This is a genomic window from Candidatus Tumulicola sp. (assembly GCA_036490475.1).
Classification (GTDB): domain Bacteria; phylum Vulcanimicrobiota; class Vulcanimicrobiia; order Vulcanimicrobiales; family Vulcanimicrobiaceae; genus Tumulicola.
This window is the reverse complement of sequence record DASXDT010000006.1, coordinates 1,103,222-1,120,982: the sequence shown is the minus strand read 5'-3', so window position 1 is coordinate 1,120,982 and position 17,761 is coordinate 1,103,222. Positions and strand designations below refer to the sequence as shown.

Annotated in this window: 19 protein-coding genes; 9 read left to right on the top strand and 10 right to left on the bottom strand. The window is 60.9% G+C overall.

The window, feature by feature from the left end; translation table 11 throughout:
• Position 1 precedes the first annotated feature (1 nt).
• Positions 2-421, bottom strand: coding sequence for a VOC family protein (locus VGF98_12860; GenBank protein HEY1682526.1), 420 nt, complete (start codon positions 419-421; stop codon positions 2-4).
• Between the two features lie 113 nt (positions 422-534).
• On the opposite strand from VGF98_12860, the gene typA reads away from it, so the two are divergent.
• Entirely contained in the window at positions 535-2,361 is a 1,827-nt protein-coding gene (gene typA, locus VGF98_12855) for a translational GTPase TypA (GenBank protein ID HEY1682525.1), read from the top strand.
• Positions 2,362-2,378: 17 nt separating this feature from the next.
• Here typA and VGF98_12850 read toward each other — a convergent pair whose 3' ends face one another.
• The 5 genes from VGF98_12850 to clpB are packed head-to-tail and all read right to left on the bottom strand — an operon-like array spanning position 2,379 to position 7,186.
• Complete coding sequence (locus VGF98_12850; protein ID HEY1682524.1) at positions 2,379-2,771, bottom strand: hypothetical protein; 393 nt, start codon at positions 2,769-2,771, stop codon at positions 2,379-2,381.
• A gap of 12 nt (positions 2,772-2,783) precedes the next feature.
• Positions 2,784-3,137 (bottom strand): hypothetical protein, encoded by a 354-nt coding sequence (locus VGF98_12845; protein ID HEY1682523.1) that lies wholly within the window; start codon positions 3,135-3,137, stop codon positions 2,784-2,786.
• Positions 3,138-3,141: 4 nt separating this feature from the next.
• Positions 3,142-3,624, bottom strand: coding sequence for a DUF6438 domain-containing protein (locus VGF98_12840; GenBank protein HEY1682522.1), 483 nt, complete (start codon positions 3,622-3,624; stop codon positions 3,142-3,144).
• A 50-nt stretch (positions 3,625-3,674) separates the two neighbouring features.
• Entirely contained in the window at positions 3,675-4,559 is an 885-nt protein-coding gene (locus VGF98_12835) for an aldose epimerase family protein (protein ID HEY1682521.1), read from the bottom strand.
• Entirely contained in the window at positions 4,559-7,186 is a 2,628-nt protein-coding gene (clpB, locus tag VGF98_12830; GenBank protein HEY1682520.1) for an ATP-dependent chaperone ClpB, read from the bottom strand. Before clpB ends, VGF98_12835 begins: the two co-directional genes overlap by 1 nt.
• A gap of 100 nt (positions 7,187-7,286) precedes the next feature.
• Here clpB and VGF98_12825 point away from each other — a divergent pair, with 100 nt between their 5' ends.
• The gene (locus VGF98_12825; GenBank protein HEY1682519.1) at positions 7,287-8,378 is read left to right on the top strand and encodes a hypothetical protein; all 1,092 of its coding nucleotides are present in this window, start codon (positions 7,287-7,289) and stop codon (positions 8,376-8,378) included.
• Here VGF98_12825 and VGF98_12820 read toward each other — a convergent pair.
• Positions 8,313-8,981 (bottom strand): SelB C-terminal domain-containing protein, encoded by a 669-nt coding sequence (locus VGF98_12820; protein ID HEY1682518.1) that lies wholly within the window; start codon positions 8,979-8,981, stop codon positions 8,313-8,315. The genes VGF98_12825 and VGF98_12820 overlap by 66 nt on opposite strands.
• 50 nt (positions 8,982-9,031) lie before the next feature.
• Between VGF98_12820 and VGF98_12815 the strand changes: the two genes are divergently transcribed.
• Complete coding sequence (locus VGF98_12815; GenBank protein ID HEY1682517.1) at positions 9,032-10,579, top strand: aldehyde dehydrogenase family protein; 1,548 nt, start codon at positions 9,032-9,034, stop codon at positions 10,577-10,579.
• Positions 10,580-10,582: 3 nt separating this feature from the next.
• Here the strand turns inward: VGF98_12815 and trxA are convergent, their stop codons facing one another.
• The 3 genes from trxA to VGF98_12800 all read right to left on the bottom strand — a co-directional run bounded on the left by trxA (position 10,583) and on the right by VGF98_12800 (position 15,004).
• Entirely contained in the window at positions 10,583-10,909 is a 327-nt protein-coding gene (gene trxA / locus VGF98_12810; protein ID HEY1682516.1) for a thioredoxin, read from the bottom strand.
• A gap of 120 nt (positions 10,910-11,029) precedes the next feature.
• Positions 11,030-13,534, bottom strand: coding sequence for a DNA gyrase subunit A (gyrA, locus tag VGF98_12805; protein HEY1682515.1), 2,505 nt, complete (start codon positions 13,532-13,534; stop codon positions 11,030-11,032).
• 54 nt (positions 13,535-13,588) lie between these two features.
• Complete coding sequence (locus tag VGF98_12800; protein HEY1682514.1) at positions 13,589-15,004, bottom strand: alkaline phosphatase family protein; 1,416 nt, start codon at positions 15,002-15,004, stop codon at positions 13,589-13,591.
• Between the two features lie 57 nt (positions 15,005-15,061).
• On the opposite strand from VGF98_12800, the gene tsaE reads away from it, so the two are divergent.
• Genes tsaE through VGF98_12770 form a run of 6 tightly spaced genes read left to right on the top strand, consistent with a single transcriptional unit; the run spans position 15,062 to position 17,752 of the window.
• The gene (tsaE, locus tag VGF98_12795; GenBank protein ID HEY1682513.1) at positions 15,062-15,493 is read left to right on the top strand and encodes a tRNA (adenosine(37)-N6)-threonylcarbamoyltransferase complex ATPase subunit type 1 TsaE; all 432 of its coding nucleotides are present in this window, start codon (positions 15,062-15,064) and stop codon (positions 15,491-15,493) included.
• Entirely contained in the window at positions 15,490-16,152 is a 663-nt protein-coding gene (gene tsaB / locus VGF98_12790; protein HEY1682512.1) for a tRNA (adenosine(37)-N6)-threonylcarbamoyltransferase complex dimerization subunit type 1 TsaB, read from the top strand. Before tsaE ends, tsaB begins: the two co-directional genes overlap by 4 nt.
• On the top strand, positions 16,149-16,679 hold the full coding sequence (rimI, locus tag VGF98_12785) for a ribosomal protein S18-alanine N-acetyltransferase (protein ID HEY1682511.1): 531 nt from the start codon (positions 16,149-16,151) through the stop codon (positions 16,677-16,679). Before tsaB ends, rimI begins: the two co-directional genes overlap by 4 nt.
• A 19-nt stretch (positions 16,680-16,698) precedes the next feature.
• Positions 16,699-17,289: a bis(5'-nucleosyl)-tetraphosphatase (symmetrical) YqeK gene (gene yqeK / locus VGF98_12780; GenBank protein ID HEY1682510.1), complete on the top strand. Its 591-nt coding sequence runs from the start codon at positions 16,699-16,701 to the stop codon at positions 17,287-17,289.
• Positions 17,286-17,618: a ribosome silencing factor gene (gene rsfS, locus VGF98_12775; protein ID HEY1682509.1), complete on the top strand. Its 333-nt coding sequence runs from the start codon at positions 17,286-17,288 to the stop codon at positions 17,616-17,618. The genes yqeK and rsfS overlap by 4 nt, the downstream gene beginning before the upstream one ends.
• Positions 17,615-17,752: a hypothetical protein gene (locus tag VGF98_12770; protein ID HEY1682508.1), complete on the top strand. Its 138-nt coding sequence runs from the start codon at positions 17,615-17,617 to the stop codon at positions 17,750-17,752. Before rsfS ends, VGF98_12770 begins: the two co-directional genes overlap by 4 nt.
• Positions 17,753-17,761 lie beyond the last annotated feature (9 nt).

Below are 17,761 nucleotides of genomic sequence, written 5' to 3'. Positions count from 1 at the left end.
TTTATGCGTTCTCGGGCGCGCTGATCATCCAGTCGATTCCGAATTTGTCGGTCACCATACCGAAGTACGATCCCCAAAAAGTGTTCTGCATCGGCATATCGACTTTTCCGCCTTCGGAGAACGCCGCGAAGATTTGGTCCGCTTTCGCGCGCGTCTCGACACTGAGGCTGAGCGAGATCGGACCATCGAGATATTTCTGACCGGGCCGGCCGTCGGAGGCCATAAACGCGATGCCGTTGGCCTGGAAGCGTGCGTGCATAACGTAGTTTTCGGTTCCGGGGGTCACGTGCGGCCCAGCATCGGCCGGCATGTCTTTGAAGCGAGTGAGACCCTGAACTTCGCCGCCGAGGATCGTCGTATAGGCGCTGAGCGCATCTTCGCACGCGCCGTCGCTGAAGAAAAGGTACGGCTCGAGTTGCATTCCTGATCCTTTCTGTCTTTGGTCGCAGGCAGCCAGCCTTACGCGGAGAAATAGCCGCTCCCCTTGCAGCTTTTGCATGGTATTGGCCCTCGCCCTTGGAACGATGGGTCGCCGTGAGAACCCGCCCAGATATCCGCAACGTCGCCATTATTGCCCACGTCGACCATGGGAAAACCACCCTGGTCGATGCCATGCTGCGCCAAAGCGGCGTATTTCGTGAAGGGCAAGCCCTGACGACGCGGGTGATGGATTCCAACCCCCTCGAACGCGAACGCGGGATCACGATTTTAGCTAAAAACACCGCGGTCCGGCACGGTGCGACGAAGTTCAACATCGTCGATACGCCCGGACACGCCGATTTCGGTGGCGAGGTCGAGCGCGTGCTGCAGATGGTGCAGGGCGTGCTGCTGTTAGTCGATGCGGCCGAAGGCGTTATGCCGCAGACGCGTTTCGTGTTGCGCAAAGCGCTGGAACTCGATCTGCGTGCGATCGTGGTAGTAAATAAGATCGATCGCAAGGATGCTCGACCGCAAGAAGTCGTCAACGAAACGTTCGACCTGTTTGTCGAACTTGGCGCGAGCGACGAACAGGCCGAATTTCCGGTGCTATATACGAACGCGAGGGCCGGCATCGCGAAGCGCGATCTCGACGATGAAAGCGATTCACTCGAGCCGCTGTTCGAGACGATCGTCACACACGTTCCGGAAGCGCCGGCCGAAGACGGTTCGTTTCAGTTGTTGATCTCGGCCATCGACCATAATAAGTACGTCGGCCGAATCGGCATCGGCCGGATCTTCCGTGGCACCTCCCGTGTTAACGCGCCGATCGCGAAGGTCGCGCGCGACGGCGAGGTTGCTATGGGCTTGCGCCTAACGACGCTCCTCACGTTTGCCGGCCTCGAGCGCATCGAAGTCGAGGAAGCGTCGGCCGGCGATATCGTGTGCGTTTCGGGCATCGACGATCTGAACATCGGTGATACGATTGCGGCTGCCGATAATCCCGAAGGCATTCACGCGGTAGCGGTCGACGAGCCGACCGTTTCGATGTCGTTTAGCGTTAACGCGTCGCCGTTCGCCGGCCGCGAAGGTAAGTTTCTGACGTCGAGACAGATTCGCGAGCGGTTGATTCGCGAACTGGAATCGAACGTCGCGCTGCGCGTCGCCGATACCGAATCGGCCGACACGTTCGACGTGCGCGGACGCGGCGAGCTTCATCTTTCGATCCTGATCGAGACCATGCGACGCGAAGGCTACGAGGTGGCTGTTTCCAAGCCGCAGGTCATCGTTATCGAACGCGACGGCAAGCGCTGGGAGCCGGTCGAGTACGTGGTGGTCGACGTGCCGGAAGAGTACGTTGGTCCCGTCATCGAAGCGCTCGGCAAACGCAAAGCATTGATGTCGAACATGATTAACATCGGCGCTTCGCGCCGGCTGGAATACACGATGCCGACGCGCGCGACGTTCGGTCTCCGCGGCGAGTTGTTGACGCTGTCGCGCGGTACCGCCGTAATGTCGCACACGTACTACGACCATCAAGAGTGGCAGGGCGAACTACCCGGACGTTCGGTCGGCGCATTGGTCGCAAGCGATACGGGCCGCACGACCGGTTATGCATTGCAGGGACTCGACCAACGCGGTGAATTCTTCATCGGGCCGGGAGTCGACGTGTACGAAGGCATGATCGTCGGCCGGGCCAACGATGACAAGGATATCGCCATGAACGTCGTGCGCGAGAAGAAACTCACCAACATGCGCGCTGCCGGTACCGACGAGAACGTGAGGCTCGCGCCGCCCGACACACTGTCGCTCGAACGCGCGATCGAATTCATCGAAGATGACGAACTCGTCGAAGTGACGCCAGAGTCGATCCGCCTGCGCAAGCGGATCTTAGACGAAGGCGAGCGCCTCAAAGCTCGCAAACGCGTGGCAGCCCCGAAATAAGCTTCGCCAAGGTGTTGTCACGCGTGGCAACATGTATGGATACTCGTTCCGAAGCCGTAGTTTAGGACTGGCATTGGGCCCACGGCCCGAGTGAAAAGCAACAGCGCAACCGCTATCGCTACAGCTGCCGCGCGAACCGTCAAACGAACTCGCGACGTCGTCTTACGCAGGACGACGTAGATTGCGGTCTCGACGAACGCCAAGATAATAAACAGCAGCGTAACGATCGCCGCGATTAACCCCATTGGCTTTACATCTAACGAACCAAGGTGCATCATCGGTGCGAGCACGCTCGCTAGACCGTACACAACGTCCGACTGCGCTATCGTTACGTCCGCACCGCGGCGCGTCAGGCCCTGGATCACAAATACCGCCGTGACGACGATTGCCCCAACCGGAAAGCGTTCCATGCGCATCGCGCGTTAAAACATCCGCATCGGGCCGGCCGACGGGGTAAATAGCAGCAGCCCGATCGCTATTACACCGGCCGTCCCGCGCACGATCCACCGCACGCGCGGCGTCGCCTTTCGCAAGATGACGATGACGGCCGTTTCGAGGAAGGCGAGCACGATAAATAAGACCCCGACGAGCACGACCATTTGCACTGTCGTCGAGGCGTCGCCCATGGATGTCTCCTGCATCAGCGGTGCCAGCCCGATTGCGAGGCCCCAAAAAAGCGCAGCCGTCACCATCGATAGCGGGCCCGAACTCAGAACGAGGACCTGCAGCGCAAAAACCGCTGTGACCACTATTGCCGATATTGGGAAACGTTCCATTATCTTAAAAAGACGCCTGGATCCAAGAGCTTTCGCTCGAGTCGCTGGTTTTGCTCCATGTCTGCGCGTCGGTTATTCGATCGAGTCCTTTAGCTAAACCGTCGATATCAGGCCGTTGCGGGTATTCCGGCCAGTCGAGCACCGTCGTAACGTCGCATCGCTCAACTGCAATCAGCAAGTGCGGCACGTCGCTGACTAGATCGGGAACGACGCTTAATGAGTAGAAGCCGGTGGTCTCGAGGAGACTGACAACTTTCGACAAGACTTCGCTTTGGCAAACTGCCGTATACGTTCCGTGCTTAGAAACGTTCGATCTCGCCACGTATTCGCAAATGAACTTCGGGTCGCGGGTCGATATTTTTGCGAAGAGAACTTGGTAATTCGGACATCTGCCGAAACACGAAGTACGGGCATACCGGACGGCAGATATATCTGTGTACGTTGGCGTCTTTCCCACGCCGCATTCGCCGTCACAAACAGTCGGCATAGCAAACATCGATAGGAATGAGACGATGGCAATAGACAGACGCAACTGCATCAGCTGGCCGTGAAGCGGTAAATCGTCGTCGAGTGAAACGGTTGCTCCGGCGTTAGCTCGGTCGACGGGAAGTTCGCATGATGTGGAGCGTCGGGATAATGCTCGGTTTCCAGCGCAAACGCGCCGGGCTTGCCGGTATAGAGTTGAATCGCCGGTTGCGTCGTCTCAACGGCGAGACTGCGCCCGGAGCGCACATCCAATGCCTGCGCGGCTTGCAGCAGGCCCTGACCTTCCAAAACATACGTGCAATCGATTGGCGTCGATCCAATCGCACGCACATCGCGGAAATCGCGATCGGTTCCGGCAACCGGAAGTATCTCACCCGTCGGAATCAATGCAGAGTCGACCGGCAAATACGCTTCCGACTCGATTTGTAACAAGACGTTTTCGATCGAAGCATTCGGGTCGCCGGTCAGATTGAAATACGCATGGTTGAGGAGATTGATCACCGTCGGCGCGGTCGTCGTGGCTTCGTAATCGATCCGTAGCGCCGAATCGTCGTCGAACGTATAGGTTACGCGGCAGGTCACTGCACCGGGAAAGCCTTGATCGCCATCCGGGCTCTCGATCCGAAACGTTAGGGAACTCTCGGTCGCCCCGTCTTCAACGTTCCACGTCCGCTTGGAAAAGCCATCGGGTCCGCCGTGCAGGGTCGTCGTTCCCTCGTTCGTCAGCAACCGGTAGGTGTGGCCGTCGAGCGGTAAATCGCCGTTAGCAATACGGTTCGCGAAACGTCCGACGACGCGGCCGGCGCTGCCGCCGGCTGCCATCGCCACGTTACCGATCTCGCCGGATCCGTCGCGAACGAAGATCTCGACGATCGCTGCGCCGACGTCCGAAAACGTGACGCGCTCACCGTGCGTATTGCGAAGCTCGAGCGCCATTATGCCGGCACCGTTTCTTTCGATGCGACCGTAAACGTCAGCTCGCCGCGGACGTCGTCGAATCCAACCTCGACGGTGTCGCCATCGTTGATCTCCCCTCCCAGAATTTTTCGGCCCAGCGGCGTTTCTAGCTCCTTTTGAATCGTTCGTTTGAGCGGACGCGCGCCATAGTTCGCATCGTATCCAACGTTGACGATGTGACGTTTTGCCGCCTCGTCGAGCTCCAGCGTGATACGCCGCTCGGCAAGACGTTTGCGCAATCGTTGCAGTTGGATATCGACGATGTGTTCCAGTTGTTCTTGCGAGAGCGCGTGGAACACGATGATCTCGTCGACGCGGTTGAGGAACTCGGGGCGGAAGTGCTGTCGTAACTCGTCCAGCACGGTCGCGCGCATGATGGCGTAGTCGGCGCCGCCGAACGCTCCGCGATGTTCGAGGATTCGATGGCTGCCGATGTTCGACGTCATGATCACGATCGTGTTCTTGAAGTCGACGGTTCGGCCTTGGCCGTCGGTCAAACGCCCGTCGTCCAAGATCTGCAAGAAAATGTTAAATACGTCCGGGTGCGCTTTTTCGATTTCATCGAACAGCACCACGCTGTACGGGCGGCGTCGAATGGCTTCGGTCAGTTGGCCGCCTTCGTCGTAGCCGACGTAGCCGGGCGGCGCTCCGATCAGGCGCGCAACCGTGTGCTTTTCCTGATACTCCGACATGTCGATACGAATCAGCGCGCGTTCGTCGTCGAATAAGTACTCGGCTAGCGCTCGCGCCAACTCGGTCTTGCCGACGCCGGTCGGTCCGAGGAAAATGAACGATCCGATCGGCCGGTTGGGATCGGCGAGCCCGGAACGATTGCGCAACACCGCCTCGGCCACCGCGTCTACCGCTTCGTTTTGGCCGATAACGCGCTTGTGCAACTCGTCTTCGAGATGCAGCAGCTTCTGACGTTCGCCTTCCAGCAGTTTCGCCACCGGAATGCCGGTCCAACGTGCGATCACCTCGGCGATATCGTCTTCGTCGACTTCTTCTTTCGAGAGCCGCGCGCCGTTTTGCGTAGCAGCAGACGTTTCGGCCTCGTTCAGCTCGCGCTCGAGTTGCGTCAGTTGCCCGTAGCGCAGCTCGGCCGCGCGGTTCAGATCGTACTGCCGTTCGGCCTGTTCGATCTGCACTTTGGTCTGCTCGATACGCTCGCGCAAGCCGCGCAGCTTCATCGATGCACTCTTTTCGGCATCCCATTGCAGACGCAACTTGGCCTGGCGCTCGCGCAGCTCGGCTAACTCCCGTTCGAGTTGTTCCAGGCGCCGAACGCTGGCGTTATCGGTTTCTTTACGAAGCGCTTCGCGTTCGATTTCGAGCTGCATGACGCGACGAGAAACCTCGTCGAGCTCTTGCGGCATCGAATCGATTTCGGTGCGCAGCTTAGCGGCAGACTCATCGACCAGGTCGATCGCCTTATCCGGTAAGAAGCGATCGCTGATATAGCGATTGCTCATCGTGGCGGCTGCCACGAGCGCTGCGTCTTTGATGCGAACGCCGTGGTGCGCTTCGTACTTCTCGTTGAGGCCGCGCAGGATCGAAATCGTGTCTTCCACGGTAGGCTCACCGACGAAGATCGGTTGGAAACGGCGCTCCAACGCCGCGTCCTTTTCGATATACTTGCGGTACTCGTCGAGGGTAGTGGCGCCGATCATGTGCAACTCGCCGCGCGCGAGCATCGGCTTGAGCAAGTTGCCGGCGTCCATCGAGCCTTCGGTCTTGCCGGCACCGACGACCGTATGCAGCTCGTCGATGAACAGCACGATCTGGCCTTCGGAGTTGGCGACGTCTTTGAGCACGGCTTTCAAGCGCTCTTCGAACTCGCCGCGATATTTCGCGCCGGCAATCAGCGCGCCCATGTCGAGCGACACCACGCGCTTGTTTTTTAAGCCCTCGGGAACGTCCCCACGAACGATACGCTGCGCTAAACCTTCGACAATAGCGGTTTTGCCGACGCCAGGTTCGCCGATCAGCACCGGGTTGTTTTTGGTGCGCCGCGATAGCACTTGTACGACGCGGCGAATTTCTTCATCGCGACCGATCACCGGGTCCAGCTTGCCGCGCTCGGCTTCGAGCGTCAGGTCGCGGCCGTAGCGCTCCAGCGACTTATACGTTCCTTCGGGATCTTTGGTGGTCACGCGTTGATTGCCGCGTACGTCGCGCAACGCTTGCAATAACGAGTCGCGCGTAACGCCTGAATCGCGAAGCAAACGACCGATCTCGCCCGGAGATTCGGACATGGCGAGCAGCACGTGTTCGACCGACGTGTAGTCGTCCTGCAACGATTTCGCATCGTGTTCGGCAGTATTCATCACGCGCGCGAGCTCGGGCGATAGCGTCACTTGTGCGCTATCCGCATTCGATCCGCTCAAACGCGGTAAACGTCCGATCGCCTCATCGACGCGCTGGGTGAGCGCCGGCACGTTCGCGCCGGCTTTCGCAAGAATGTCTCCCGCGATGCCGCGTTCTTGCTCGAGCATGGCCGCCAGCATGTGTTCGGGCGTGGTTTGCGTGTTATGTTCGGCCAACGCACGCGAATATGCCGCATTGAGCGCTTCGCTAACGCGCTCGGTCATTTTTTCAACGTTCATCTTTTCTCCATAACCGCACGAGCCACATCACAGTTCCTATTTCAAGCGTCGCAGGCCCTTCCGGAAGGCGTTCCCGCTCCCGAGCCTAAGGCCGCGCAGAATGCTCGACGTCACCGCCGGAACGGTCAACGCCTATTATCTGTTCGACGTATCCGATACGATCGATTTGGCCGCGCTCGACGGTCGCGTCGCCCACGTTCCGGCCGGGGCGGGCGCGCCGCGCGACGGTCGCGTTTTTCCCGGCTACTTGCAGTTCGTCGTGCCCCCGGCGATCGTCGAGCTCGGCGAGGGGCGCGCGGCCGGCGGCGATTGTCAGCTTCGGCTGAAAGCCTACGAATACGGCGTGGTCTCGCTGCGCCTTACGTTCGATGCGGCCGGCCCGTGGGCGGAACTCGTCGCACTCGCGGATCGGGTTCGCACCGACGGCTCGGCGCTCGCCCTAGCATCCGAGTTGATGCAGCGATTCTGCGACGAACATGCCGACGATCTGGACGACCGGCACGTGCCGCTGGTCGAAGACTATTTTATCGTCAGCGTGCACCGGTTTGCCGAAAGCACCGGCGCAACCGAGTTACTCGAACGCGATCCGAACGTACTGGCCGGATTGCTGTTAGGCGAACGCCGGCGCCTGGCCGAAGACGAGCGCGTCGAAGCGCTGCGAACCCGCTTTTCGTACTTCGAAGACGACTTGACGGTCGTGCAGTGGGATACGTCGTTTATCTTCGACCGGCCCGACAACGCACGCGCCGTCGAAGATATTCTCGAATTCGCCAATTCGCAGCTGCTCGAGTTGCGCACCTACGACGCATTGCTCGATCGCGAACTCGATCGAATTTACGATCTCGGGTCGCGCCGTTTGGGACGGTCGCTGCTGGGACGCCGCGAAGCCGATCGCGCCGACTCGTTGCGGTACTTGATCGTCGACGTCTTGGAGTTGATCGACCGCTCCAGCAATGCGTTGAAAGTAGTTGGCGATGCGTACGACGCGCGAATCTATCGGACCGCGGCGCAACGGCTCGGACTGGCCGACTGGCAACGGCAGATCGATCGCAAACTGGCCAGCATCGGCGAAATCTACGGCTTCTTCACCGACGACGCGCGCAGCCGTCGCGACGAGTTTCTCGAGCTAATCGTGATCGTGTTGATTGCGTTGGAGCTCATCGTGGGAATCGCTACGCTCGTTCACCACTAACGACGCGTCGCCGCGCACGCGGTCGACTCCGTCACGCGACGTCACACCGCGATCGTCGAACCACTCGAGCAGCGGCACCGCATGCTTCCGCGTCGTTCGTGCGAAGTCGCGGAACTCCGCAACCGTCAGCCGCGCGTTCCCACGAAAGTGCGCCTCGATCTGCCGCCGCATCGCGGCAATCTGCGCGCCCCGGTAACAATCGTTTCCGACGCGTATCAGCGCTCCGGTCGCGAGCAACGTGTCGAATGCTTTGGCGATCCCGGCGACACCGCTGCTCCGCACGTCACTCGCGAGCGACGCATACGCTATCGGTGCCGGCATGTCGCCTTCCGGCAGCAGCGCTGCGAAAAACGCTTGCTGTTCGGGCGACAGAACGACGGTGTGGCCGGACAGCGCGAAATAGCCGAATCTCCGAACCAGCCGGCCGTCCTCGACCAACGTGCGCAATCGATCGAGCAACGGCGGCTCGGGAAGATCGAGCCGGCGAGCGAGCGCGAGGAGGGTCGAGCCCAACGCCCAGGGCTCGGCGCGATGCGCCGACTCGATCAGCTCGATGATCCGCCCGTCGAGCGCGCCTTCTTCGGACGGGGGGACGTGGCTCAAGCGCAGTCTCGCGGGGCGGCCGCCGGGCGTGGAGAAGCTTGTTGCAGACCATGCACACCGTTGACCTCGCCGGCACGCCGCGTCCCAAGGCGGCCGACGTCCTTCACTCCGTCCCACGCCTCGACGGCGACGTGCCGTTGTACCTCGACGGACGTTTTTGCACCGCGCTCGACGGCGCCATTCGCAACTCGATCGATCCATCGACCGGCGAAACGATTGCGGTCGTCGCCGAAGCCGGGCCGGCGGACGTCGAAGCCGCTCTGACCGCCGCGCGCCGCGCGTTCGACGACGGACCTTGGCCGCGCGCCACTGCAACCGAACGCGCCGCAGTGCTCTTCCGGATCGCCGATGCGATCGACGCCGCGCGCGACGAATTTGCGCGAATCGACACGCTCGACGGCGGTAAACCGCTGCGCGAAACGCTGATGGATGCCGCCGACGCGGCGGATTGTTTTCGCTACTACGCCGGACTCACGACCAAACCACACGGGCAAACCTTCGACGTTCCCGGTCAAACGGCCAGCTTTACCATCCGCCAACCGATCGGCGTGTGCGGTCAGATCGTGCCATGGAACTATCCGCTGCTCATGGCGGTCTGGAAGCTCGCGCCGGCGCTAGCGGCCGGCAACGTCTGCGTACTCAAGCCGGCGGAGAATACGCCGCTGTCGGCGATCCGGTTGGCGGCGATCTTTGAGGCGTGCGGCGTTCCGCCGGGGGTCGTGAACATCTTGCCCGGCGCCGGTCCCGTCGTGGGCGCTGCAATTGCAGCGAGCACGCTGGTCGACAAAATTGCCTTCACCGGCGGCACCCATACCGCCAAGCAAATTCTTGCGGCGGCCGGACCGAATCTCACGAAAGTCTCCCTGGAGCTGGGCGGTAAATCGCCTAACGTCGTGTTCGCCGACGCCGACTTCGAGACGGCGGTCGACTACGCACTGTTCGGAATTTTCATGAACGCCGGCCAAGTCTGCTCGGCCGGATCGCGACTGGTGCTCGAACGCAGCATCGCGGAACGATTCCTCGAGCGTCTGGCCGGCAAGGCGATGCGAATTCGGGTCGGCGACGGTTTCGATCCGCAAACCGAGATGGGACCGTTGGTTTCGGCGCTGCAACGCGAACGCGTCGAACGCTACATCGCGACGGGTGTCGACGAAGGCGCGCGCCTACTGTGTGGCGGCGAACGTTTAGGCGGCGCGCTGGCGGGCGGAAATTATATCGCGCCGACGATCTTCACCGACACGCGACCCGCAATGCGCGTGGTGCGCGAGGAAATTTTCGGCCCGGTTCTGGTGGTGCAAACGTTCGTTGGTGAAGACGAAGCGCTGCGCGTCGCCAACGATACCGACTACGGCTTGGCCGCGGCGGTGTTCACGCAAGATGCTGCCAAAGCGCACAGGATGGTGCGCGGGTTCCGCGCCGGAATTACCTGGATAAACACATACCACCCCACGTACAACGAAGCACCGTGGGGCGGTATGAAACGTTCTGGGTTCGGAAGCGAACTGGGAACCTACGGGTACGACGCCTACACCGAGGTCAAACAGATCAACATCAACCTCGACGTTAAACCGTCGGGCTGGTTTAGCGAACCTGCCTAACGGTTAAGCGACGTGGCGCGCGAGCATCGACGAGATCGTGCCCTCGGGCACGTAACCGACGATACGATCCACGGCCTGTCCACCCTTGAACAGAATCAAGCACGGAATCCCCGAAACTTGATATTGCCCCGCGATGTTGGGGTTGTCGTCGGTGTTCAGCTTGACGAATTTCGCCTTGCTCTCGTTCGCGGCTGCGACCTTTTCGACGACCGGGCTCAGCATGCGGCACGGGCCGCACCAGGGCGCCCAAAAGTCGACCAGCACCGGCTGCGCGTTTTGTAATACCTCGGCGTCGAAGTTCGCCTGAGTTACGTCGGCTAATGCACTCATTGTGTTTCTGGATATACCTCCAAGCTCTATAATCGCCTCCGCGGCTCGGAGGTTTCCAACGTTCATCCCCAGCCGGCGCGCCTTCCGGCCGGGGTTGCTGCGTGGCGGCCCGCAGCCGAACTACAACTCGGGCTGCTGCGGCTCGCCGGTGATGTCGGTAAGCTGTGCGACCTGTTTGCCCAAGTTCGTGATCGCGACGACCTCTTCGCCTTCGCCCAGACGTTGCAGTCGCACGCCCTTTGCGTCGCGGCCGGTCTTGCGGATCTCGTTCACCTTGAGACGGATGACTTGATTTCCGCTGGTGATCATGAGCACCTCATCGTCGGGCGCGACGAGGATCTGATCGATGACCTTGCCGACGTCGTCGCGTTGCCGCGCGAACGCTTTGACACCCTTGCCGCCGCGCGACGTGTGCCGGTAATCGTCGATCGGCGTGCGCTTGCCGAACGCCAGCGTCGTGACGAGCAGCACCTCGCGCCGGTTATCTTCGACGATATCCATCGCGACGATCGAGTCGCCGGGATCCAAGGTCATCGCTTTGACGCCGCGTGCGTTGCGGCCCATCGGGCGGACGTTACGCTCGTTGAAATGAACCGCCATGCCGATCGTCGATGCGAGAATGATGTCGTGCGAGCCGTCCGACAGATTGACGGCCAGCAATTCGTCGTCTTCATCGAGATTGATCGCATTGAGACCGTTGCGCCGGACGTTGGCGAACTCCGCGAGCTTGGTCTTTTTGATGACGCCGCGACGCGTGATCATGACGAGGTATTGCTCGCCGGCAAACGTGTCGGTCGGGAAAACGGCCGACACTTCTTCGCCCGGCGGCAACGTCAGCAGGTTGACCAACGCGGTTCCGCGCGCTTGGCGCGTCGTGTCCGGAATTTCGTACCCGCGTAAACGATACACTCGGCCCTTGTTGCTGAAAAACAGGACGTGGTCGTGCGTCTTCGTCACGAAGAAATTGCGGACGACGTCCTCGCGCTTGAGGTTGGAAATGCCGGTAACGCCGCGACCGCCGCGATTCTGCGTCCGGAACGTATCGAGGCTAACGCGTTTGATGTAGCCGCCCACGGTGTAGGTAACGACGACCTCGACGTTCGGAATCAGCTGTTCCATCGAAATTTCGTTGTCGGCGGCTTCGATGCTGGTCCGCCGCTCGTCGCCGAAACGCCGCTTGAGTTCGAGCGTTTCGCCTTTGATAATCTCGGCTATGCGTCGCGGACTGTTGAGGATATCGGTCAATTCTGCGATCGTCTTTATGAGTTCTGCGTATTCGTCCTCGATTTTCTTGCGTTCGAGCCCGACCAACGTCCGCAAACGCATGTCGACGATCGCCTGCGCCTGCACGTCGCTTAGTTCGAACCGCGCCGATAACCGTTTCTTGGCCTCGTCGGTCGTCTGGCTGCCGCGAACGATCTCGATGACTTCGTCGATGTTGTCGAGCGCGATGCGGTAGCCTTCGAGCAGATGCGCGCGCTCTTCGGCCTTGCGCAAATCGTACCGCGTGCGCCGCACGACGACGATTTTGCGGTGGTCGATGAAGTGCGTCAGCATTTGTTTGAGCGACAGCACCTGGGGTTCGAGCGCGACCGATCCGTCGGCACGCGGCGGGCCGACCGGCACCAGCGCCAGCATATTAAAGCCGAAGCTAGCCTGCAGCGGCGTGTGCTTGAAGAGCTGGTTAAGCACGACTTTTGGCGTCGCCGATCGTTGCAACTCGACGACGACGCGCATACCCTTGCGGTTCGACTCATCGTCGAGCCGCGCGATGCCTTGAATCCGCTTTTCCGAATGCGCTTCGGCGATGGCTTCGACGATGCGCGACTTATAGACCTGATACGGAATCTCGGTGATGACGATCTTGTAGCGGCCGTTCTCTTCGACGATTTCGGCCTTGCCGCGAATGGCAATCGAACCGCGACCGGTACGATACGCCTCGCGGATCGCCTCGATGCCGAGAATGGTCCCGCCGGTCGGAAAGTCGGGACCGCTCACGTGATCGATCAACGCGTCGTCGGTGATGTCCGGCTCGTCGATCAGGGCGACGATCGCGTTGGAAATTTCGGTGAGATTGTGCGGCGGAATGTTGGTCGCCATTCCGACGGCGATGCCCGACGATCCATTGACCAGCAACTGCGGCATGCGGCCCGGAAGCACGGTCGGCTCGACGCCCTGATTGTCGAAATTCGGAACGAAGCCGACGGTTTCTTTATCGATATCGCCGAGCATCTCCAGCGCCGTGCGGGCGAGACGCGCTTCGGTATACCGGTAGGCGGCCGGCGGATCGGGGTCGATCGAACCGAAGTTGCCGTGTCCGTCGACCAACTTGTAGCGCATGGTAAAGTCTTGCGCCAGCCGCACCAATGCGTCGTACACCGAACTGTCACCATGCGGGTGATAGCTCTTGAGCACTTCGCCGATGATACCGGCACACTTACGGTGCTGCTTGGACGGGTCGAATCCCATCTCGCGCATCGCGTACAGGATGCGCCGCTGAACTGGTTTTAGGCCGTCGCGAACGTCCGGCAGCGCGCGCGAAGCGATGACGGACATGGCATACGAGAGATAGCTCTCCCGCATTTCATCTTCGACGTTGACCTGGCGGATAATATCGTTATTCAAGGGCCTTGTATCTTCGCCACAGAGGCCCGTTGAACCTATGCCGGGGTGCCGCCGTTAGTTGCTGTCGACCCAGTGATACGAGGGCTTTTGCTTCAAGAAAAACGCGCGGGAATACTTGGCTTGGATGGTCGAAAACGCACGCGGCTGCTGCTTGAAATCGAAGCAGTCCAGAATGTTGGCGGCTCGCGTGTCGGTCGTATTGAGGCGACCTAAATTCCAGTTGTCCTCGACGAAACGAACGATGCTGCCGAACTCGTATTGCGTGTGCGAAACGTAGCCGGCTTTGGCGTACGGTGACACCACCAGTAACGGCACGCGGAAGCCCAAGCCGCCTTGTGCGTCGACGAACGGCGGCGGGACGTGATCGTAAAATCCGCCCCAGTCGTCCCAGACGACGACGATCGCCGTCGACTTCCAGTATTGGCTGTTGCCGACGGCGTTGACGACCGAGGCCACCCACGACGGCCCCGTGTCGGACGATGCTCCCGGGTGATCGGAGTTGACAAAATCGGGGATCACCCAACTGACCGATGCCAGTTGTCCGTTGGCGATATCCTTGAGCACGTTGGTTTGCGGCCACTGCACGTTGGTGCCCCACTCCGATCCGTAGCGGACGTCGTGAATCGCGTCGAACGCGTTCCACAGCGAGCCGCCGAGATCGGTAGTAAACTCCGGCACGTAGTATTTCCAGCCGATCGATTTCGCATCGAGCAGATCGCGCAGCGTCGTATACTTAAAACACGGAAACGGCCCCGGCGGCGTATAGCCGGGGTGCGGCGACGCACCCAAATATTGCAGTTTATTGGTGATCAGCGCGGTCGTCGATCCCTGGAGATCGTCGCATCCCCAGTGACCGAAAGCGTTCTGCTTATTCCAAGGAAAGTCGATTTCCGACTGCGAGTCGTTGATGGCGGTGCCGCCGCGGATCAGATCTTGGTGCGCCGTAAAACTTCCGCTGCCTTGCGTTTGGAACATGCGATCGCCCAGCACGTATTGTTTGGCGATCGACCAATACGGCTCGATGTCGGCCGGGTTAACGAACTGATACGTCTGCGTTCCCGGAGGATGGCCTCCGATCGGCGGTAGATCGAAGCCATTCATCTGGCAATCTTTTCCCGGAGGGCCGGTTTTGCTGTTGCAATCGTCTTTGAAGTCGATGTAATAATTGCTCGGCGTGAACGGCGATCGCAGCGCAACCTTGTGCAGATTGACTTTCTCACCGGTATGCGTGTATCCGTACGATTGCGTGTCGGCGCCCGGAAACGCCTGAAAAAGCTGGTCCGGGGTGCGATTTTCCTGAATCATGATAATAACGTGTTGGATCGGTTGCGCCGGATTGGTCGTGGGCTGTGCCGTCGGATTGGGCACGCTCGAACTGCCGCCGCCCCCTCCGCCACCGCACGCGCTCAGCAACAAACCGGCGGCCGCGACCAGCGGCCACAGACGGATGCGCGAAAAAATTCCCAGCATGTTTGGCACACTTCCCGCAGGATTGTTCCGTTCCTCGACGCGTAGTCGCGCAGTTTGATGACCTCGGATATCGTCTTCGTCGCCGCCTCGGAAGCCGATCTGCAAGCATTCGCTCGCCGTTTCGCGGCCTCGTTGCGCCCGGGCGACGTCGTCGCACTGAGCGGTCCGCTGGGTGCCGGCAAGACCGCATTCGTGCGAGCGGCCGTGGCGGAGTTGCACGGTGAGGAAACGGTCACCAGCCCGACGTTTACGATCTGGAACCGCTATCCGGGGACGCCGCCGATCGACCATCTCGATTTTTATCGGATCGAGAATTCCGCCGAATTATTCGAACTCGGCGCGGAGATCGCGTTCGATGTGGCCGACAGTATCGCGTTCGTCGAATGGTGGGAACGTGGCGCCTCGATGATTCCGGAGCGGCGCTTCGAAATCGTGATCGACGGCGCAGGCGATGGCCCACGTTCGATCGTGGTGCGCGAACCGGCGTGAACGTGTTGGCACTGGACGGGGCGCTCGGATCGTTTTCGGTCGCGTTCGCAGGCGACGCAGGCGAGCGGGCCAGCGCGTCCATACCGGGCAACGTCGCGTTGGAACGCGGTTTGCACCTCGTAGCCATGGTGTTGGAAGGCGCAGCCATGCGGCCCGAACGGCTCGACCGAATCGCGGTCGGCATCGGCCCCGGCACCTTCACGGGTTTGCGGATTGCGATCGCCTACGCAAAGTCTCTCGCTCAGGCATGGGACCTGCCATTGGCCGGCGTTTCGTCGTTCGACGCACTCGAATTGGGCATAAACGAAGACAACGTGTTGACCGTCGTCGCACCGCGTCCAGGCATCGTTTCGTTACGTCTACGTGACGGCACGCGCGTGTCCCGGGCGTCCGGTCCGATCGCACAAGCGCTCGACGAGGTCCTGGCCCACCGCTCCGCGCCGAGCGTCGTTGCCGGTGCGCCAGAGGACGTGATTGCCGCGCTCGCCGAACGCGGTATCGTGGCTTCCGCCCGTCTCCCGGCCATCGTTCCGCCCGCCGCCGCCATCGCCGTCATCGCCGCTTCGATTGAGGCGGAGCAAAGCGTACACGCCTTGCATGCCGACTACGGGGAACTGCCCGTCGCGAAGGTCCCGGCACGCCCCTGGAGCCGCTCGTGAAGGCCGAACTCGGACACGAAATTTCGCCCAGCGCGCTCGCCATCGTACCGATGCTGCAACCGGATATTCCAGCGGTGCTGGAAATCGAACGCGCGTCGTTCTCGACGGTGTGGCCCGCGGATGCGTTCGCCAACGAACTGGCAACGAACAAGCTCGCGCATTATTTCGTCGGACGGTTGGACGGGCGCATCGTCGCCTACGGCGGCATCTGGTCGATACTCGAAGATTCGCACGTAACGACGATCGCGGTTGCGCCCGATCATCGCGGACGGCGCTTCGGCGAAGTCATGTTGCTGCGTTTGATCGACGAAGCGCTCGAACGCGGTGCTTCGTGGATGACGCTCGAGGTGCGTGAAAGTAACGCGACGGCGCAACAGTTATATCGCAAATACGGCTTTACCACCGTTACCGTTCGACGCGGCTACTACAGCGACGATAACGAGAGCGCGCTGGTGATGTGGGCAGGGAACTTGCGCAGCGACCTGTATCGCAACCGATTGCAGGTGCTTCGTTCTCGCTGCCGGTAGCGCGCCGCGCGGCAGCGCGATGACGTTTAACGATTTGTCGTGCGGCGTTCGCGAACACGTCGGCCAGGCGCATCGCTACGCGCATTGCGTGCGCGTCGCACGCAGCGCAGAGCTACTGGCCATGCGGCACGGCGTCTCGTCCGAAAAAGCGCGCGTCGCGGGCATGCTGCACGATCTAGCGCGCTTATACACCGCCGACCGCTTGGTGGGGGAGTGTCGAACGCGCAATATCGCGATCGATGCGTTCGAGGCAGCTCACCCCATCGTGCTGCACGCCCCACTGAGCGCCGCGTTGGCCGAAGAGTTGTTCGGTGTCCGCGACCCCGAGATCACGTCGGCTATCGCGCGCCACACGCTTGCGGCGGCGGCGATGTCGCCGCTCGATTGCATCGTATACATCGCCGACGGCGTCGAACCGGGCCGAACCTTCGACGAGCGCGCTTCGCTATGGGACACGGCTATGGAGGATTTGCACGAAGGAATGAAGGCGGTTTTGTATCACGGGCTCTTATACACGATTTCGCACGGACGCGTGGTCGCACCGCAAACCTACGAAGCGGCGCGTGCGTTCGGATTACATCCGGAGGAGATAACGGCATTCGAGAGTTGATCGACGTCGTTCGCGACGCGGCCCTAGATAAGAAGGGCGAGGACTTCGTAGTGCTCGAGGTATCGAGCCGTACTATTTTAGCCGACCAGTTCGCAATCGTATCGGGACGTTCCAACGTGCAGACCCGCGCGATCGCCGACGCTATCACCGAGGCGGTCGAACGTGAGGGTGGAAGGACCGGCAAAACCGAGGGCTATGCCGACGCCACTTGGATCTTGTTAGACCTCGGTTCGGTGATCGTCCACGTCTTCACGCCCGAGCAGCGGTCGTTCTACAACATCGAACGCTTGTGGGCCGAAGCCCCGCCGGCCGGCGTCGAACGAGCGTGAAGCGGGCCAGTCACGAAACGCGCGCCAGCCGGGCGCGCCGCGACTTGCTAAAGCGGCTGCTGTTGTGGATATTCATCGCGTTTTTCGCACTCAGTGCGGCCGGTGCGGCATTCATCGTCGGCATCTCCCACTGAAACTTCAAA

Coding starts and splice junctions, on each gene's coding strand:
- VGF98_12860 (HEY1682526.1), bottom strand. CDS start 421: ATGCAACTCGAGCCGTACCTTTTCTTCAGCGACGGCGCGTGCGAAGAT.
- VGF98_12850 (HEY1682524.1), bottom strand. CDS start 2,771: ATGGAACGCTTTCCGGTTGGGGCAATCGTCGTCACGGCGGTATTTGTG.
- VGF98_12845 (HEY1682523.1), bottom strand. CDS start 3,137: ATGGAACGTTTCCCAATATCGGCAATAGTGGTCACAGCGGTTTTTGCG.
- VGF98_12840 (HEY1682522.1), bottom strand. CDS start 3,624: ATGCCGACTGTTTGTGACGGCGAATGCGGCGTGGGAAAGACGCCAACG.
- VGF98_12835 (HEY1682521.1), bottom strand. CDS start 4,559: ATGGCGCTCGAGCTTCGCAATACGCACGGTGAGCGCGTCACGTTTTCG.
- clpB (HEY1682520.1), bottom strand. CDS start 7,186: ATGAACGTTGAAAAAATGACCGAGCGCGTTAGCGAAGCGCTCAATGCG.
- VGF98_12825 (HEY1682519.1), top strand. CDS start 7,287: ATGCTCGACGTCACCGCCGGAACGGTCAACGCCTATTATCTGTTCGAC.
- VGF98_12815 (HEY1682517.1), top strand. CDS start 9,032: ATGCACACCGTTGACCTCGCCGGCACGCCGCGTCCCAAGGCGGCCGAC.
- trxA (HEY1682516.1), bottom strand. CDS start 10,909: ATGAGTGCATTAGCCGACGTAACTCAGGCGAACTTCGACGCCGAGGTA.
- VGF98_12800 (HEY1682514.1), bottom strand. CDS start 15,004: ATGCTGGGAATTTTTTCGCGCATCCGTCTGTGGCCGCTGGTCGCGGCC.
- tsaE (HEY1682513.1), top strand. CDS start 15,062: ATGACCTCGGATATCGTCTTCGTCGCCGCCTCGGAAGCCGATCTGCAA.
- yqeK (HEY1682510.1), top strand. CDS start 16,699: ATGACGTTTAACGATTTGTCGTGCGGCGTTCGCGAACACGTCGGCCAG.